Consider the following 14,855-nt stretch of genomic DNA (forward strand, 5'->3'; position numbering starts at 1 on the left):
AAAAGATCTCACAATTCGAAAATTTTGTTGCGCATGCCCGCGCACGCTCATTACAATCCGTCGGAGCTTGCCCGCAGCCGGTCGCGTCGCGTCGTCTGCATGAGAGCGATCCTCACATTCCAGGACCCAGGAGACGAGAATGTCCGCTGTACCGAACGAAGTGATGAAATATGTCGCCGCTGAACATGACGACGACCCGCAGGAAACCGTCGAATGGCTCGAGTCGCTCGACGGCGTAATCTCCTCCGTGGGCACTGGCCGCGCGCACTACCTGATCGAAAAGCAGATCGAATTCGCCCGCATGCACGGCGAACACCTGCCGTTTTCCGCGAATACCCCGTACATCAACACGATCCCGGTCTCCGCGCAGGCGAAGATCCCGGGTGACCAGGACATCGAGCACCGCATCCGTTCGTACACGCGCTGGAACGCGCTGGCGATGGTGCTGCGCGCAGGCAAGGACACGAACGTCGGCGGCCACATCGCATCGTTCGCATCGGCCGCGACGCTCTATGACGTCGGCTACAACCACTTCTGGCACGCAGCGTCCGAGCAGCACGGCGGCGATCTCGTGTTCGTGCAGGGCCACTCGTCGCCGGGCGTCTACTCGCGCGCGTTCCTGCTCGGCCGCCTGAAGGAAGAGCAGCTCGACAACTTCCGCCAGGAAGTCGACGGCAACGGCATTTCGTCGTACCCGCACCCGTGGCTGATGCCGGACTTCTGGCAGTTCCCGACCGTGTCGATGGGCCTCGGCCCGATCATGGCGATCTACCAGGCCCGCTTCATGAAGTACCTGGAAGCGCGCGGCATCACGAAGACGGAAGGCCGCAAGGTGTGGGCATTCCTCGGCGACGGCGAGACGGACGAACCGGAATCGCTCGGCGCGATCGGGATGGCGAGCCGCGAGAAGCTCGACAACCTCGTGTTCGTGATCAACTGCAACCTGCAGCGCCTCGACGGCCCGGTGCGCGGCAACGGCAAGATCATCCAGGAACTCGAATCGGAATTCCGCGGTGCCGGCTGGAACGTGATCAAGGTCATCTGGGGCAGCCGCTGGGATGCGCTGTTCGCACGCGACAAGTCCGGCGCGCTGATGCGCCGCATGATGGAAGTCGTCGACGGCGAGTACCAGACGTACAAGTCGGAATCCGGCGCGTTCGTGCGCGAGCACTTCTTCAACTCGCCTGAACTGAAGGCGCTCGTCGCCGACTGGTCGGACGACGACATCTGGGCGCTGAACCGCGGCGGCCACGATCCGCACAAGATCTACGCGGCTTTCCACGAAGCCACGCACACGAAGGGCGCGCCGACCGTCATCCTCGCGAAGACCATCAAGGGCTACGGGATGGGCGAGTCGGGCCAGGCAATGAACATCACGCACCAGCAGAAGAAGCTGCCGGTCGAGCAACTGAAGAAGTTCCGTGACCAGTTCCGCCTGCCGATCACCGACGAGCAGATCGCCGACGTGCCGTACCTGAAGTTCGAGGAAGGCTCGAAGGAACTCGAATACATGCGCAAGCAGCGCATGGACCTCGGCGGCTACCTGCCGCATCGCCGCGAGAAGGCGACGTCGCTGCCGGTGCCGACGCTCGACGCGTTCGAGCCGCTGCTGAAGGGCACGGGCGAAGGCCGCGAGATCTCGACGACGATGGCGTTCGTGCGGATCCTGAACATCCTGCTGAAGGACAAGGCGCTCGGCAAGCGCGTCGTGCCGATCGTCCCGGACGAATCGCGTACGTTCGGCATGGAAGGCCTGTTCCGCCAGATCGGCATCTGGAACCAGCAGGGCCAGAAGTACGTGCCGGAAGATTCCGACCAGCTGATGTTCTACAAGGAATCGGAAACCGGCCAGATCCTGCAGGAAGGCATCAACGAAGCGGGCGGCATGTGCGACTGGATCGCGGCGGCGACGTCGTACTCGACGCACGGCGAGATCATGGTGCCGTTCTACATCTTCTACTCGATGTTCGGCTTCCAGCGGATCGGCGACTTGGCATGGGCCGCGGGCGACATGCGTTCGCGCGGCTTCCTGCTCGGCGGTACCGCGGGCCGCACGACGCTGAACGGCGAAGGCCTGCAGCACGAAGACGGCCACTCGCTCCTGTGGGCGGCATCGGTGCCGAACTGCGTGAGCTACGACCCGACCTTTGGCTATGAGCTCGCCGTGATCGTCCAGGACGGCCTGCGCCGCATGGTGGCGGACCAGGAAGACGTGTACTACTACATCACGGTGATGAACGAGAACTACGAGCACCCGGCGATTCCGCAGGGCGAGCACGTGGCGGCCGACATCATCAAGGGCATGTACGCGTTCAAGAAGGCCGACGCCGACGCGAAGGCGCCGCGCGTCCAGCTGCTCGGCGCGGGCACGATCTTCAACGAAGTGATCGCTGCCGCCGACCTGCTGAAGAACGACTGGGGCGTCGCCGCCGACCTGTGGAGCGTGCCGAGCTTCACGGAGCTGGCGCGTGAAGGCCACCAGGTCGAACGCTGGAACCTGCTCCATCCGACCGAAGAGCGTCGTCTGTCGCACGTGCAGAAGTGCCTGAAGGACACGCAGGGCCCGGTCATCGCATCGACCGACTACGTCCGTGCGCTGGTCGACCAGATCCGCGGCCAGATCGATCGCCGCTTCGTCGTGCTGGGCACGGACGGCTTCGGCCGCTCGGATACCCGCGAGAAGCTGCGTCACTTCTTCGAAGTCGACCGTCACTGGGTCACCGTCGCCGCGCTCAACGCGCTGGCCGACGAGGGCACGATCGAGCGCAAGGTGGTCGCGGATGCGATCGCCAAGTACAACCTCGATCCGTCGAAGCCCAACCCGATGACCGTTTAACGCACACGCCGTGTGATGCCGCGCGCCGCCTCCGCGAGGGGCGCGCGCGGCCATGGAGACAGAAACAGATGAGTCAAGCGATCGAAGTGAAGGTGCCGGATATCGGCGATTACAAGGATGTGCCGGTGATCGAGATCGGCGTGAAGGTCGGCGATACCGTCGAACCGGAGCAGTCGCTCGTCACGCTCGAGTCGGACAAGGCGACGATGGACGTGCCGAGCCCGGTCGGCGGCGTCGTGAAGGAAATCAAGGTCAAGGTGGGCGATTCCGTGTCGGAAGGCTCGCTGATCATCCTGCTCGAAGGCGGCGCCGCGGCGCAGGCGAACGGCGCGGCCGCGCCCGCGGCTGCTCCGGCTCCGGCGGCAGCACCGGCACCGGCCGCTGCAGCACCGGCGGCCGCACCGGCAGCAGCCGGCGGCACGCTCGAAGTGAAGGTTCCCGACATCGGCGACTACAAGGATGTGCCGGTGATCGAGATCGGCGTGAAGGTCGGCGACACGGTCGAGAAGGAGCAGTCGCTCGTCACGCTCGAGTCGGACAAGGCGACGATGGACGTGCCGAGCCCGGCCGCCGGCGTCGTGAAAGAGATCAAGGTGAAGGTGGGCGATTCGGTGTCGGAAGGCACGTTGATCGTGCTGCTCGAAGCCGCAGGCGCCGCTGCTGCCGCACCGCAGGCGAGCGCGCCGGCCGCTGCCGCTCCGGCGCCCGCACCTGCCGCCGCACCCGCGAAGGCCGCCCCGGCACCGGCTGCTGCCGCTCCGGCGCCGGCTGCTGCACCGTCGGGCGAATACCGCGCGAGCCACGCATCGCCATCGGTGCGCAAGTTCGCACGTGAGCTCGGCGTCGAAGTCGCACGCGTGCAGGGTTCGGGTCCGAAGGGCCGTATTACGAAGGAAGACGTCACGAGCTTCGTGAAGGGCGTGATGACCGGCCAGCGCGCGGCACCGAGCGCGGCAGCCGCGCCGGCAGGCGGCGGCGAGCTGAACCTGCTGCCGTGGCCGAAGGTCGACTTCTCGAAGTTCGGCCCGTTCGAAGCGAAGCCGCTGTCGCGCATCAAGAAGATCTCGGGCGCGAACCTGCATCGCAACTGGGTGATGATCCCGCACGTCACGAACAACGACGAAGCGGACATCACCGAGCTCGAAGCGCTGCGCGTGCAGCTGAACAAGGAACACGAGAAGGCAGGCGTGAAGTTCACGATGCTCGCGTTCGTGATCAAGGCGGTCGTCGCTGCGCTGAAGAAATTCCCGACGTTCAACGCGAGCCTCGACGGCGACAACCTGGTGTTCAAGCAGTACTACCACATCGGTTTTGCCGCGGACACGCCGAATGGTCTCGTCGTGCCGGTGATCCGCGATGCGGACAAGAAGGGTCTCGTCGACATCGCGAAGGAAATGGCCGAGCTGTCGAAGGCCGCACGCGACGGCAAGCTGAAGCCGGACCAGATGCAGGGCGGTTGCTTCTCGATCTCGTCGCTCGGCGGGATCGGCGGCACGAACTTCACGCCGATCATCAACGCGCCGGAAGTGGCGATCCTCGGGTTGTCGCGCGGGCAGATGAAGCCGGTGTGGGACGGCAAGCAATTCGTGCCGCGGCTCACGCTGCCGCTGTCGCTGTCGTATGACCATCGTGTGATCGATGGCGCCGAAGCCGCGCGGTTCAATGCGTATCTCGGTGCGTTGCTCGCCGATTTCCGTCGCATCATTCTTTGATGAGCGGGGGGGCTCGCGGGGGCGTGGGGTTTTTGTTCGTTATCCACGCTCTGTCGTTGAACCTGTTTTGCTAACGGTCTATTAGCGTCGCCCCTGCGCGGGGCGGCGGTCACTTTTCTTTGTCTTCCAAAGAAAAGTAACCAAAAGAAAGGCGCGTCCTTGGGCGGACGGCAAAGGTGGTCCTGCCCAGGTTCGCGTTTTCTTGTCAGGCCGTAGTCTTGGGTTCTTGCGCGGGTTTCTCCCCCCTCTGTCTGCAGCTAATCAAGAAGGGGACAGTAATGAGTCTCATCGAAGTCAAGGTTCCGGATATCGGCGATTTCAGCGGCGTCGATGTCATCGAAGTCAACGTCAAACCCGGCGACGTGATCGAAAAAGAGCAAACGCTCATCACGCTCGAATCCGATAAAGCCTCCATGGAAGTGCCCAGCGACGTCGCCGGCACCGTCAAGGAAATCAAGGTCAAGGCCGGCGAGAAAGTCTCGCAAGGCACCGTCATCGCCATCGTCGAAGCATCGGCTGGCGCCGCCGCACCCGCAAAAGCACCCGAAGCGGCCAAGCCCGCAGCAGCTGCGCCGGCACCGGCCGCCGCCGCTCCGGCACCCGCGCCGCAAGCCGGCAGCTACGCAGGTGCCGCCGACATCGAGTGCGACATGCTCGTGCTCGGCGCCGGCCCCGGCGGCTACTCGGCCGCGTTCCGCGCCGCCGACCTCGGCATGAAGACAGTGCTCGTCGAACGCTATTCGACACTCGGCGGCGTGTGCCTGAACGTGGGCTGCATCCCGTCGAAGGCGCTGCTGCATACGTCGCTCGTCGTCGAGGAAGCCGCGGCGCTCGCATCGCACGGCATCACGTTCGGCAAGCCGGAAGTCGATCTCGACAAGCTGCGCGACTTCAAGGGCGGCGTCGTCAAGAAGCTGACGACGGGCCTCGCCGGCATGGCAAAGGCGCGCAAGGTCGAAGTGGTCACGGGCGTCGGCGCTTTCGTCGATCCGTTCCACATGGAAGTGCAGGGCGAAAACGGCAAGAAGGTCGTCAAGTTCAAGCAGGCGATCATCGCCGCGGGCTCGCAGGCCGTGAAGCTGCCGTTCATGCCGGAAGACCCGCGCGTCGTCGATTCGACCGGCGCACTCGAACTGCGCCAGCTGCCGAAGCGCATGCTCGTGATCGGCGGCGGCATCATCGGCCTCGAAATGGCCACGGTGTACTCGACGCTCGGCGCCGAGATCGACGTCGTCGAAATGATGGACGGCCTGATGATGGGCGCGGACCGCGATCTGGTGAAGGTCTGGGAAAAGTACAACGCGAAGCGCTTCGGCAACGTGATGCTGAAGACCAAGACGGTCGGCGCGGAAGCGAAGGAAGACGGCATCTACGTGAAGTTCGAGGGCGAGAAGGCCCCGGCGGAAGCGCAGCGCTACGACCTCGTGCTCGTCGCGGTGGGCCGCAGCCCGAACGGCAAGAAAATCGGCGCCGACAAGGCGGGTGTCGCGGTCACGGATCGCGGCTTCATCGACGTCGACAAGCAGATGCGCACGAACGTCCCGCACATCTTCGCGATCGGCGATATCGTCGGCCAGCCGATGCTCGCGCACAAGGCCGTGCATGAAGGCCACGTCGCAGCGGAAGCCGCACACGGCGAAAAGGCGTACTTCGACGCCCTGCAGATCCCGTCGGTGGCGTACACCGATCCGGAAGTGGCGTGGGCCGGCAAGACGGAAGACCAGTGCAAGGCCGAAGGCATCAAGTACGGCAAGGCCGTGTTCCCGTGGGCCGCATCGGGCCGCGCGATCGCGAACGGCCGTGACGAAGGCTTCACGAAGCTGATCTTCGACGAGGAAACCCATCGCGTGATCGGTGGTGCCATCGTCGGCCTGAACGCGGGCGACCTGATCAGCGAAGTGTGCCTCGCCGTCGAGATGGGCGCGGACGCGGACGACATCGGCAAGACGATCCATCCGCACCCGACGCTCGGCGAATCGGTCGGCATGGCCGCCGAGCTGTACGAAGGCGTCTGTACCGACCTGCCGCCGCAACGCAAGAAGTAACGCGATCGGCTCTTCGGTCGGCAATTTGCCGGCCACGAAAAAACGCCGCCGCCCGGGCCATCCGGGCGGCGGCGTTTTCTTTTATGCGCGGCCGATGCTCAAACGACCGTTCGAGCATGGTCGGCGGCCTGCCGGTTCCGGCATGTTCCGGCGCCAGAAACGAAAAAGCCGCGCTGGGCGCGGCTCTTTCAGGAGCAGGGGACGCTTACGCGGCCGGCTTGCTCGTACGACGTGCAGCAGCGGCGGTAGCAGCCTTCGTGGCGACGGCAGCAGCAGCGTTGAAGTTCGTTTCAGCGATTTCGACGGCTTGCTTCGTGGCCTTCTGAACCGTTTCGTACGTGGTGTTCGCAGCGTTCAGTGCCGACTTCAGTGCAGCGACAGCCGTTTCCGAACCGGCCGGGGCGTTCTTCGCGACGTTGTCGACGAGTGCCTGGACCTTCTTGTTCTGCTCTTCGAATTGCGCTTCGGCGACCTTCGCGAACTCGGCTTGCGTCGACGATGCGATTTCATACAGGTGACGGCCGTACGACAGGACCTTTTCCGCGACCGGCTGCGACAGGCTGGCTTGCAGCGCGATCAGTTCCTGTGCGTCCTTCACCGACAGCAGACGCTGTGCGTTTTCCTGGCCTTCGGCCAGCGTCGACTTCACGACCTGCAGGTTGAGTTCGATCAGCTTTTCGACGCCTTCGAATGCCTTGGTCGTCAGACCGAACAGGCTTTCGAGGTTGGCTTTCTGGGCGGCGGCGATTTGCTCGGGGGTCAGCAAGGACATGTCAAGCTCCTGAAAAGCGATCGCGTCGATCGCAGGGGAAAGGGCACTACGCTGGGGAACCTCGGATGCGCGCGCTTTGTGCAACGCAGCAATGAGGCTTATTTTAGGGCAGAGAAATCCAATGTCAAGTATTTTTTGTGCGTTGCACAATCGCGACAAATTATCGATAAAACAACGAGTTATCGTGCCTGTTCGGAATCGGTTTCATGCCGCGATCCCAGATGGTGCGCACGGCTGAGGGGCAGGCGCGGCGCACCATGATCATGCACAGGTAAACCTGACAGGCCTGTGGAACGTTATCCTTCTGTTCCTGTCGAAAACGCGCCGTTTCGATGCGCGTCCCGTGGCGACGTGCCGCCGCCACGGCCGAGACCGGCGCCCCTGGCACCCCGAGCGCCGGATACGTAGTTTCCCCGCTTTAAATCGCCTCCGAAGTGACGTTATCTCAATTAACCGTGTGTAATCGGGAGACGGGTACTGTCGGGCAGCGCATCCCATCGATTTTTTCGATGGGAGCGGGAGGGTTCATTGGTCAGAGGTTGGCCGACCCTTACATTCCGGTTTAACGACGATCGGTAAGTGCCTAATATTGCTCTTTTTTTCAGCTTTAACTACACTTGCGGAAACCTCCCGCCCGCTTTGTCCAGACCCCAATGAAAGCCGAATCGTTTTCACCGCGCAGATTGTTGCAGAGCATGACGCTCGGCACGGCTGTGTCGGTCGCAGTCGCCTTGCTGGCGACCACCGCGTCCGTCGCGCCGGCTGACGCCTTTGCCGCCACTGCGAAGACTCAACAAGCCGCCAAGAAAAAGGCTGTCGCTCCTGCTTCGTCCGCGAAGAAGAAGTCGGCCAAGGCCAGCTCCGACAAATCCGCGAAGGTGGCGGCCGCCGACGCGCCGCGCGCGAAGGCGTCGCGCAAGCGCGTGACGCTCGCATCGAACGTGCATGGCGGCCATCACGGCGCAGTCCGCAAGGTCGCGTTCCAGCCGCGCCGGCCGACCGTCGGCCAGGCGTTCGGCCTGCACGACACGCCGGACGCGCTCGCGCTGCGTTCGAGCGTCGCGTACGTCGTCGACCAGAATTCGGGCGAGCCGCTGTTCGACAAGAATTCGCACGCCGTCGTGCCGATCGCGTCGATCTCGAAGCTGATGACGGCGATGGTCGTGCTCGACTCGAAGACGCCGATGACCGACCAGCTCGAAGTCACGGACGAAGACCGCGACTACGAGAAGGGCACGGGCTCGCGCCTGTCGGTCGGATCGGTGCTGTCGCGTGAAGACATGCTGCACATCGCGCTGATGGCGTCGGAAAACCGCGCGGCCGCCGCGCTGTCGCGTTACTACCCGGGTGGTCGCCCGGCGTTCATCGCCGCGATGAACGCGAAGGCGAAGTCGCTCGGCATGACCGACACGCACTTCGAGAATTCGACGGGTCTGTCGAGCTCGAACGTGTCGAGCGCACGCGACCTCGTGAAGATGGTCAATGCGGCGTACCAGTACCCGATGATTCGTCAGTTCTCGACCGATCGCACCTACGAGGTGTACACGGGCAAGCGCAACCTGGTCTACAACAGCACGAACGCGCTGATCCGCGGCAATGGCTCGTGGGACATCGGTCTGCAGAAGACGGGTTTCATCAACGAAGCGGGCGAGTGCCTCGTGATGCAGGCGACGATCCACGGCAAGCCGATGGTGATGGTGCTGCTCGATTCGTTCGGCAAGTATTCGCGCTTCGCCGATGCGGCGCGCCTGCGCAACTGGCTCGATGCCGGCGGCGGCGAGCGCCTGACGGCGGCCAACACGCCGAGCGGCGGGACCTGATCGCACGATGGCGTGGCGGTTTGCCGCCGCGCCGATGGCTGAAAAAAAGCCCCGCAATCGCGGTAATGCCGTTCAGTTAAGGTCTTTCCGAAGATATCGAACGGCATAACGAGCCGGAAGGGATTTGACGGCCCGATCGCATTTACGATCGGGCCGTTTTACGTTGATGAGCAGTTTGAGGTGCTCACGTAGTCGTTTCAGAACGGCGGGGAGCTTTGCCAATGCTGGCGTACGCGCGGCCCACATCATCTCGTGCTGGATAAGGTGGAAGGAGCGCACGAAACTGAGTTCGGTTGGCTCGCACTTGGCCTCGAAGGCAGCGCAGGCCATTTCGCGACGGATCAGGTTGTAGGCGATCAAAGCGCCCCAGATTTCCTGATAAAGGCCTTCGACAGTCCGGCTGCGTAGCGTCAGTGCGCTGCCAAGCATGGATTGCTTGAGCTCGCGATAGCTGGTTTCAACCTGCCAGCGACGTTCGTAGCAGGCATTCAAATCCGCCACCTTGAATCGACGTCGATCGGTCAGCGAAGTCAGCAGCACCCGCTCACGGCCCGCCGCATCAAGCACGCGAATCGCGCGAGCCATCCACCATTCAGGCAACTCCGGGCACTTCTGCCGCGCCTGCGGTGAAACACGCATTCGCACCAAGGCATCCTCGGATTTGCCAGACACGACTTCCCAGCGCGTATTGGATTTGGCGGGAATCAGGAAGTGGCGATTACGTTCGCCTGCGCTCAGGCCGCACAGGATCTCGGCGGATAGAAAGCCCTTGTCGAAGACCGTCAGCGAATGATCCGGAATCTGTTCCAGCAATTGCTTGACATACAGCATCTCATTCGTGTCGTAGCGACCAAACGCAATGTTTGCAACGAGGTGAGTCGGAAGCGAGCTCAGGGTCACGGCTCGCACCTGCGGATAGCTCGCCACCTTGCCGCTGGCATAGCCCTGAGCGCCGAAGTGTTCGCGATTGGCCGGACTGTCTGGCGTGCGTAACGTGGTGCCATCCATGGCCCACAAGCTCAACCCCTTGAAGGCGTGGCGTGCCGCGTCTTGCTGGCACCAGGCTTGCGCGGTTCGCTCGAACAACCACGCCATGGGCGCATCACCCAATCGCTGCCGAGCCTGAGCGATGGCGCTCTTGCTGACGAACGTCGCTTCGTTGGGCAACACCAGATCCAGGCTATCGACCACCTCACTGATGGACCAGTGGCGGTAGATCGCCAGCGCGATGACCAACCACACGACTTGTTCGGCCGGTAAGCGCCGGCGACGAATGCTGGCCGTGCCCGTGGCATCAATGGCTTGCTCGATCCACTCCTGCGGCAGATGCTCGCCCAGCCGACTTAGGTCGGCGGGCGCTGCATCCAACAGGAAGGTCAGGTGGTCGCTTAGCATCGCGACCAAAGTTAACAGCTTGCCGCCCCGTTTACAACTCCAAACCCCGAAAACAAAAATGCCGTTCAGGTCTTAACTGAACGGCATTAGCGCAATCGCGGGGCTTTTTCATTGGGCGAGCGGGAGCGGCTTATGCCTGCCGCTGCAGCCCGTCCGCATCCTTCGCGGGCGCCGGCCGGTAGCCGAGCGATTCCGAAATGGTGAGGGCCGTGCGGCTCAACTGGCCGAGCCACGCATCCTGGAGGCGATCGGCCGGTGCCGACAGCGACAGGCCCGCGACGAGCTTGCCCGAATCGTCGTAGATGCCGGCCGCGATACAGCGCACGCCGAGCTCCAGTTCCTCGTTGTCGCGCGCGCACGATTGCTGGCGCACGATCGTCAGCTCGCGCTCGAGCTTCGCGATGTCGGTGATGCTGTTCTGCGTATGGCCGGACAGCCCCGTACGCGTCGCATACGCGCGCACGCGTGACGTTTCGTCGGCCGCGAGGAACAGCTTGCCGACCGACGTGAGGTGCAGCGGCGCGCGGCCACCGATTGCGCGGACCACCTGCATCCCCGAGCGTTCCGAATACGCACGCTCGATGTAGACGATCTCGTCGCCCTGGCGCACCGACAGGTTCACGGTCTGCCCGGTGAGGCGGTGCAGTTCGCGCATCGGCATCAGCGCCGCGTCGCGTACCGACAGGCGCGCCTTCACGAGGTTGCCGAGCTCCAGCAGCCGCATGCCGAGGCGGTACGTGCCGGGATCGGAGCGGTCGACGAGACGGCAGGTCACCATATCGTTGAGGATGCGGTGCGCGGTCGACGGGTGCAGCTCGGTCCGCTGCGCAAGCTCCTTCAGGCTGACAGGGTCGCTGTGCGCGGCGAGCGCGTCCAGCAACCGCATCATGCGTTCGATCACCTGGATCGACGTTTTTGAATCCGGGGTGGGTTGGCTCATGTCGGGGGGGGGAGAAATCGGTTGACGCGTCAAGCGGTGTTGGGACGATTGTATCTCGTATTGTGAAAAAAGCGAACGCCGTTCGAGGAAGTCCTCGTTTCGCGCCGTGCGGGCTTGCATGAGCGCCGGCGTTGGTCTTGCTGGCCAAACGGCGGATAATGAGAGCCGTTTTCTCGAAGGAGCACGTATGCGAGTCGGTTTGTTCGTGACCTGCCTGGTCGATCTGATGCGCCCCGAAATCGGTTTTTCGGCGCTCAAGCTGATTCGCGACGCCGGCTACGAGGTGATCGTGCCGCCCGCGCAGACTTGCTGCGGCCAGCCGGCCTACAACTCGGGCGACCGTGCGCTCGCGCGCGATCTCGCGGAAAAGACGCTGCGCGAGTTCGAGCAGTTCGATTACGTCGTCGCGCCGTCAGGTTCGTGCGGCGGGATGATTCGCGCGCACTACGGCGACCTGTTTCGCGACGACCCCGAACTGATGGGGCGCTACACGCGGTTCCAGCAGAAAGTCTACGAACTGACCGATTTCCTGGCGAACGTCGCGAAGGTGTCGCTCGCGCCGGGCGAATTCACGGGGCCCGTCACCTACCACGATTCGTGCTCGGGCCTGCGCGAGCTCGGCGTGAAGGCGCAGCCGCGCGCGCTGCTCGCGCAGCGCGGCATCGCCGTCACCGAAATGAAGGACTGCGAGCACTGCTGCGGCTTCGGCGGCACGTTCGCGGTCAAGTACGGCGACATTTCGGCCGCCATCGCGGACGAGAAATGCGCGAACGTGCGCGCGTCCGGCACGGGCGCCGTCGTGCTCGGCGATCTCGGCTGCATGCTGAACATCGAAGGGCGGTTGCGCCGCACCGGCGACCGCGACACGCGCGTGCTGCACGTCGCGCAGGTGCTGGCGGGCGACGTCTGACGCCCGGTTCCGCTCACTTTTCCCCGATACCGCGATGCAAGTCCAATCGATGCATTTCAAGGCGCGCGCCGGTCAGAAGCTGGCCGACCAGCGCCTGCAGCAGAACCTGAAGAAGCTGTCGACGAAATTCGTGTCCGCGCGCGCCGACGCGATGACCGCGATCGACTTCCCGGCCACGCGCGCCGCGCTGAAAGCCCGCCGCAACCGCGCGCTGGAGAACCTCGACGTGTGGCTCGAGGCGTTCGAGCGCGAGGCGACGCGGCGCGGCACGACGGTGCTGTTCGCCGAAACGACCGAGGATGCCGCGCGGCTCGTGGCCGACATCGCGCGCCGTCACGACGTGAAGAAGGTCATCAAGACCAAGTCGATGGTGTCGGAGGAAATGCGCCTGAACGCGGTGCTCGCGGAAATGGGCGTGCAGTCGATCGAGACGGATCTCGGCGAATACATCCTGCAGATCAACGACAACGAGCCGCCGAGCCACATCATCGCGCCCGTCGTGCACAAGGACAAGGACGAGATCGCCGACCTGTTCGCGCGCACGCACCATCGCGAGCGGCTCACCGAGATTCCGGACATGACACGCGAGGCGCGCGAGGTGCTGCGCCCGCATTTCATGTCGGCCGACATGGGCGTGACGGGCGGCAACTTCGTGATCGCCGAGACCGGTTCGGTCGCGATCGTGACGAACGAAGGGAACGAGGGGATGTGCACGGTGATGCCGCGCGTGCACGTGGCGGTGACGGGCATCGAGAAGGTGCTGCCGACGCTCGAGGATCTCGCGACCGCGATGCGCCTGCTGCCGCGCTCCGCGACCGGACAGAAGACGTCGAACTATTTCTCGCTGCTGACCGGGCCGCGCGGGCCGGGCGACGAGGATGGCCCCGAGCACAACTATGTCGTGCTCGTCGACGGCGGCCGCACGGGGCTGATCGGCGGCGAATTCCAGGAGATGCTGCGCTGTATCCGTTGCGGCGCCTGCATGAACCATTGCCCGGTGTACCAGAAGGTCGGCGGCCACGCGTACGGCTGGGTGTACCCGGGGCCGATGGGATCCGTACTGACGCCGAGCTACGTCGGGCTCGACCGCTCACTCGACCTGCCGCAGGCCGCAACACTTTGCGGGGAATGCGACAGCGTGTGCCCGGCCGGGATCCCGTTGTCGCACCTGTTGCGCACGCTGCGCGAGAAGCAGGTCGAGCGACACCTGCGGCCGTGGCGCGAGCGGGCGGCGCTCGCCGCATGGGGTTTCTTCGCGCGCCGGCCGATGCTGTACGCGCTCACGACCAAGCTCGCGGTGCGCATCCTCGAGCGGCTGGGCGGCAGCGGCGGCACGCTGCGGCGCCTGCCGATGATGGGCGGCTGGATGGATACGCGCGACATGCCGACGCCGACCGGACGCACGTTCCGCGAGCTGTACGCGGCGTCGCAAAGCCACCTCGGCTGACGACTGTTCATTCGGTGACAACAGTGCGTTCGCTATTTGCATATTTATCTCGATAGATGCGGTCTATAGAATCCTGTCTGTAGTCCCCGGAATTGGGTTTCGGGGTACGAGGTCAAGGAGGTCCGCATCATGAAAAAGACAATATCGATGTACTGGCCGCTGGCAATCGTCGTTCCGCTGGCCGCGGCTGCCTATCTGCATGCGATGGCCGACGCGCCGTCGCGCGGCCCGCTTGCCGTTCATCAGGCGTCCGCCGAGCTGGCGCGTGCGGTGTCGTTCGGGCTGGTCGACGATACGGCGAAGCCGCTGCCGGCGGCGTCCGGCGACGTCGTGCTCGCCGTACCGAAGGCGCTGTAAGGCAGGGCGCCGTCGCTTTGCGCGGCGGCGCGATTTCGGCCGCCTTTGTATAATGGCGTGTTGTTCTCCCACGCGGCTCGCCGCGGCTTTCCAAGAGTGCGATGACCCGCGTTTCGATCTGTTTCGTCTGTCTCGGCAACATCTGCCGTTCGCCCACCGCGGAAGGCGTGATGCGTCATCAGGTCGACGCGGCCGCGCTGGCGGACCGGATCGCGATCGATTCGGCCGGCACCGGCGACTGGCATGTCGGCGAGCCGCCCGATACGCGTGCGCAGGCGGCCGCTCGCAGCCGCGGCTACGACCTGTCGGCGCTGCGCGCACGACAGGTGAGCGCGGCCGATTTCGAGCGCTTCGACCTGTTGCTCGCGATGGACGAGGCGAATCTCGCGGAGCTGCGCCGCCGCTGCCCGCCGCAGCATCGCGACAAGGTGCGCCTGCTGATGGAATTCGCGCCGGATTCGGCCGAAACCGAGGTAGCCGACCCCTATTTCGGCGGTACGCAGGGCTTCGAGCAAGTGCTCGATCAGGTCGAACGCGCGTGCGCGGGCCTGCTGGAGGCGCTCCGGGCCCGTACGGAGCGCTGATCGCGCGGTATTCAGCGATCTGCGAATACCCTTTCAA

Annotated in this window: 11 protein-coding genes; 8 read left to right on the forward strand and 3 right to left on the reverse strand. The window is 64.3% G+C overall.

From position 1 onward, the window contains the following. Positions 1–139: 139 nt before the first annotated feature. The 3 genes from aceE (at position 140) to lpdA (ending at position 6,593) form a co-directional block, all read left to right on the forward strand. Positions 140–2,836, forward strand: coding sequence for a pyruvate dehydrogenase (acetyl-transferring), homodimeric type (gene aceE / locus CFB34_RS29935; protein ID WP_089440513.1), 2,697 nt, complete (start codon positions 140–142; stop codon positions 2,834–2,836). A gap of 68 nt (positions 2,837–2,904) precedes the next feature. After that, positions 2,905–4,548 (forward strand): dihydrolipoyllysine-residue acetyltransferase, encoded by a 1,644-nt coding sequence (gene aceF / locus CFB34_RS29940; protein WP_089440512.1) that lies wholly within the window; start codon positions 2,905–2,907, stop codon positions 4,546–4,548. A gap of 278 nt (positions 4,549–4,826) precedes the next feature. Continuing rightward, positions 4,827–6,593, forward strand: a complete 1,767-nt coding sequence (gene lpdA / locus CFB34_RS29945; RefSeq protein WP_089440511.1) for a dihydrolipoyl dehydrogenase — start codon at positions 4,827–4,829, stop codon at positions 6,591–6,593. A 205-nt stretch (positions 6,594–6,798) separates the two neighbouring features. On the opposite strand, the gene CFB34_RS29950 is transcribed toward lpdA, so the two are convergent. Beyond that, positions 6,799–7,365, reverse strand: coding sequence for a phasin family protein (locus CFB34_RS29950; RefSeq protein WP_039364780.1), 567 nt, complete (start codon positions 7,363–7,365; stop codon positions 6,799–6,801). Positions 7,366–8,018: 653 nt separating this feature from the next. On the opposite strand from CFB34_RS29950, the gene pbpG reads away from it, so the two are divergent. Next, the gene (pbpG, locus tag CFB34_RS29955) at positions 8,019–9,185 is read left to right on the forward strand and encodes a D-alanyl-D-alanine endopeptidase (protein ID WP_089440510.1); all 1,167 of its coding nucleotides are present in this window, start codon (positions 8,019–8,021) and stop codon (positions 9,183–9,185) included. A 72-nt stretch (positions 9,186–9,257) separates the two neighbouring features. Here pbpG and CFB34_RS29960 read toward each other — a convergent pair whose 3' ends face one another. Together CFB34_RS29960 and CFB34_RS29965 are read right to left on the reverse strand one after the other, a co-directional pair. Next, positions 9,258–10,580, reverse strand: a complete 1,323-nt coding sequence (locus tag CFB34_RS29960) for an IS4 family transposase (protein ID WP_242808714.1) — start codon at positions 10,578–10,580, stop codon at positions 9,258–9,260. A 130-nt stretch (positions 10,581–10,710) separates the two neighbouring features. Continuing rightward, complete coding sequence (locus tag CFB34_RS29965) at positions 10,711–11,520, reverse strand: IclR family transcriptional regulator (protein ID WP_034183553.1); 810 nt, start codon at positions 11,518–11,520, stop codon at positions 10,711–10,713. A 187-nt stretch (positions 11,521–11,707) separates the two neighbouring features. Between CFB34_RS29965 and CFB34_RS29970 the strand changes: the two genes are divergently transcribed. The 4 genes from CFB34_RS29970 (at position 11,708) to CFB34_RS29985 (ending at position 14,818) form a co-directional block, all read left to right on the forward strand. Continuing rightward, the gene (locus CFB34_RS29970; protein ID WP_069248359.1) at positions 11,708–12,430 is read left to right on the forward strand and encodes a (Fe-S)-binding protein; all 723 of its coding nucleotides are present in this window, start codon (positions 11,708–11,710) and stop codon (positions 12,428–12,430) included. A 34-nt stretch (positions 12,431–12,464) separates the two neighbouring features. Next, on the forward strand, positions 12,465–13,877 hold the full coding sequence (locus tag CFB34_RS29975; RefSeq protein WP_089440509.1) for a lactate utilization protein B: 1,413 nt from the start codon (positions 12,465–12,467) through the stop codon (positions 13,875–13,877). A gap of 129 nt (positions 13,878–14,006) precedes the next feature. Continuing rightward, on the forward strand, positions 14,007–14,234 hold the full coding sequence (locus CFB34_RS29980; RefSeq protein WP_089440508.1) for a hypothetical protein: 228 nt from the start codon (positions 14,007–14,009) through the stop codon (positions 14,232–14,234). 101 nt (positions 14,235–14,335) lie between these two features. Next, the gene (locus tag CFB34_RS29985; protein ID WP_089440507.1) at positions 14,336–14,818 is read left to right on the forward strand and encodes a low molecular weight protein-tyrosine-phosphatase; all 483 of its coding nucleotides are present in this window, start codon (positions 14,336–14,338) and stop codon (positions 14,816–14,818) included. Positions 14,819–14,855: the final 37 nt, after the last annotated feature.

The sequence above is a fragment of the Burkholderia sp. HI4860 genome (assembly GCF_002223045.2).
Taxonomy (GTDB): domain Bacteria; phylum Pseudomonadota; class Gammaproteobacteria; order Burkholderiales; family Burkholderiaceae; genus Burkholderia.